This window comes from Desulfuromonadales bacterium (assembly GCA_035620395.1).
Taxonomy (GTDB): domain Bacteria; phylum Desulfobacterota; class Desulfuromonadia; order Desulfuromonadales; family DASPGW01; genus DASPGW01.
This window is the reverse complement of sequence record DASPGW010000087.1, coordinates 1-2,647: the sequence shown is the minus strand read 5'-3', so window position 1 is coordinate 2,647 and position 2,647 is coordinate 1. Positions and strand designations below refer to the sequence as shown.

Annotated in this window: 4 protein-coding genes; all 4 read right to left on the bottom strand. The window is 67.2% G+C overall.

All coding sequences use genetic code 11. The features are described from left to right. Nucleotides 1–284, bottom strand: a 284-nt coding sequence (gene tsaE / locus VD811_05025) for a tRNA (adenosine(37)-N6)-threonylcarbamoyltransferase complex ATPase subunit type 1 TsaE (GenBank protein ID HXV20339.1), incomplete at its 3' end; no start/stop codon positions are given. 17 nt (nucleotides 285–301) lie between these two features. Then, a complete protein-coding gene (locus VD811_05020; GenBank protein ID HXV20338.1) occupies nucleotides 302–751 on the bottom strand; it encodes a CBS domain-containing protein in 450 nt (149 codons plus the stop codon). A gap of 89 nt (nucleotides 752–840) precedes the next feature. After that, nucleotides 841–2,400 carry an NAD(P)H-hydrate dehydratase gene (locus tag VD811_05015; GenBank protein ID HXV20337.1) on the bottom strand — a complete coding sequence of 520 codons (1,560 nt, stop codon included), beginning with the start codon at nucleotides 2,398–2,400 and terminating at the stop codon, nucleotides 841–843. Then, nucleotides 2,397–2,647 (bottom strand): holo-ACP synthase (acpS, locus tag VD811_05010; GenBank protein ID HXV20336.1); only part of this gene is annotated, 251 nt, incomplete at its 5' end. The genes VD811_05015 and acpS, both read right to left, overlap by 4 nt.

Sequence of the window (2,647 nt, the reverse complement as noted above, 5' to 3'; positions counted from 1 at the left end):
AGAAATTCGTCCATTCCCATCTCGATCAGCTCATCGGCATGAGCAAGGCGATAAAGGTCGAAATGATAGAGATCGAGCCGCCCGTGGTAGTGATTCATCAGGGTAAAGGTCGGGCTGGTGACAGCTTCCTCTTCGGCCACCCCCAGTCCACGGGCGAGGCCCTGAACAAAGCAGGTCTTGCCCGCACCCAATTCACCGCTGAGCCGGATCAGTGCGGACTCCTGCAATGCCATGCCGAGCGCCCGGCCCAGCTCCCACGTTTCGCCGGGAGCGGTGGTGTGCACACTCCATACGCCCAAAGCTAACGCCCCATGGCCCGGATGATGTCGAGGCGGGCGACGACGCCGACCACCTTCTCTCCCTCGACCACCGGGATCAGGTGCGCCTTGTGATCGACCATCAGGGCGGCGATTTCGGCGACCGGCGTCTCCGGAGTACAGGTGACAACCTCCCGGGTGCAGATCTCCCCGACCTTTCTCGCCGTCATCTTCTCGACCTGCTCCCGGAAGTTCTTCTCGCTCTCCAGATAGAGGACCCAGTCGAATATGGATATCACCGTCGGGATATGCAGCGGCTTGTTCTGCTCGACCAGATCAGTTTCGGTGACGATCCCCTGCAACGCGCCCTTGGCATCGAGAACGGGCATCGCACTCACCCCGGTTTCGACGAAGAGGCGGGCGAGTTCCTCGACCTCGGTATCGGTACTGACCGTATGGACGGTGCGGGTCATGATGTCCTTGGCTTTAAGCATGGTGAATTCCTTTCAAAGGGTTCCGTAGCGGCGCAATTACATTGCGCCCTTTAATTACATTGCATCCCCGGGCGAGATGAATCACGCCCCTACCGGCCAATATCGGCAAGCTCCTTGCGTGTGGCCGGCAATTCACGCAGAAGATCAGTGGCGATCATCCCGGCGCTTCCCAGGGTCGGCTGCAGCCGGTCGGCGGCCCGGCCGTGCAGATAGACGCCGAGGACGGCGGCGTCCGCCGGCGACAGCCCCTGGGCCAGCAGACCGCCGATCAGGCCGGTCAGAACATCCCCCATGCCGCCGGAGGCGAGCCCCGGGTTGCCGCTGCCGTTGAGCAGCACCCGCCCGTCGGGCAGGGCGGTAACGGTTCGCGCCCCCTTGAGAACCAGCACGACCCGGTGTCGGCGGGCGAACTCCCGGGCGACGCCGACGCGGTCGGCTTCCACCTCGGCCACGCTCCTGCCGGTCAGGCGGGCCATCTCGCCGGGATGGGGGGTGAGCACGGCACTGCCGGGAGGGCGCTCGCGCAGCACTGCGGGGTGCTCGGCGATGGCGTTGAGACCGTCGGCGTCGAGGACCAGGGGCAACGGAGATTCGCGTACCAGGCGCCGCACCAGGGCGAAGGTCTCATCGGCCTGCCCCAGACCGGGACCCAGGGCGAGGGCCGATTTCCCCTCGGCGAGCCACTGCAGCGCCGCCAGGGCCTGCAGGCTGAGGGCCCCGCCGACCTCGGCCAGCGGCTCGGTCATCGCCTCGGTGAGCTTGATCGCCAGGGCGGCCTGGACGGTCGCCGGGCCGGCAACGGTCACCAGCCCTGCACCGCTGCGCAGGCCGCCTTCGGCAGTCATTGCCGCCGCTCCCGCCTTGCCGGTGGAGCCGGCGACCACCAGCAGGTGGCCGAAGGTCCCCTTGTGCCCGGTGGCCGGGCGGGCCGGCAGCAAGGGGGTTGCGGCAGCGGCATCGACCAGCAGGTGCAGGTACTGCGTCTTGGCCAGCAGGGCGGCCGGGATGCCGATATCGACAACTTCGAGAGCACCGCACAGGCCGGCCCCCGGATAGAGAGCGTGGCCGAGTTTGGGCAGGGCAAAGGTGACGGTCAGGTCGGCCCGCACCGCCCGGCCGAGGATGCGGCCGCTGGTGGCGTCGACGCCGGAGGGGATGTCGACCGCCAGCACCGGCACGCCGGAGCCGTTGAGCCAGTCGATGGCGACGGCATAATGGCCGCCGACCTCGTTGGCGAGGCCGGTGCCGAGCAGGGCATCGACCGCCAGCCGGGACGCCTTTCCCTGCCGCAGGGCGCGGGAGAGCCGCTCGCCGTCGTCGGCGAAGACCACCTCGCCGCCCGAACGCTGCAACGCCGCCAGATTGATGGCCGCATCGCCGCTCACCTGCGCTTCATCGGTCAAAACCACCGTCCGCACCCGCCAGCCGCGGTTAAGCAGGTGGCGGGCGATGACATAGCCGTCGCCGCCGTTATTCCCCTTCCCCGCCAGGATAAGCACCGGTCCGGGCCACAGATCGGCAAACCGCCGGCAGAGCAGTTCGGCAGTGCCGCGGCCGGCGTTCTCCATCAACACGACGCCGGGGATGCCGATCTCTTCAATGGCCCGACGGTCGAGCTCGCGCATCTCGTCAGCGGTCAGCAGTTTCATGGCCCCTCCAGAATGACGGTGGCGAAGGCATAATCTCCATCGTGGCTGTAGGATAGGAGGAGGCGGGAGAGGCCCCGCTCGTGGTAAATCTCGGCAGCCCGACCGCTGAGCTGCAATGACGGCTTGCCGAGTTCGTCGCGCGTCACTTCCATCTGCTGCCAGCTGATTCCCTGGCGCAGGCCAAGTCCGAGCGCCTTGAGGAACGCTTCCTTGGCGGCGAAGCGGGCCGCAAGGTGTGGTGCCGGAT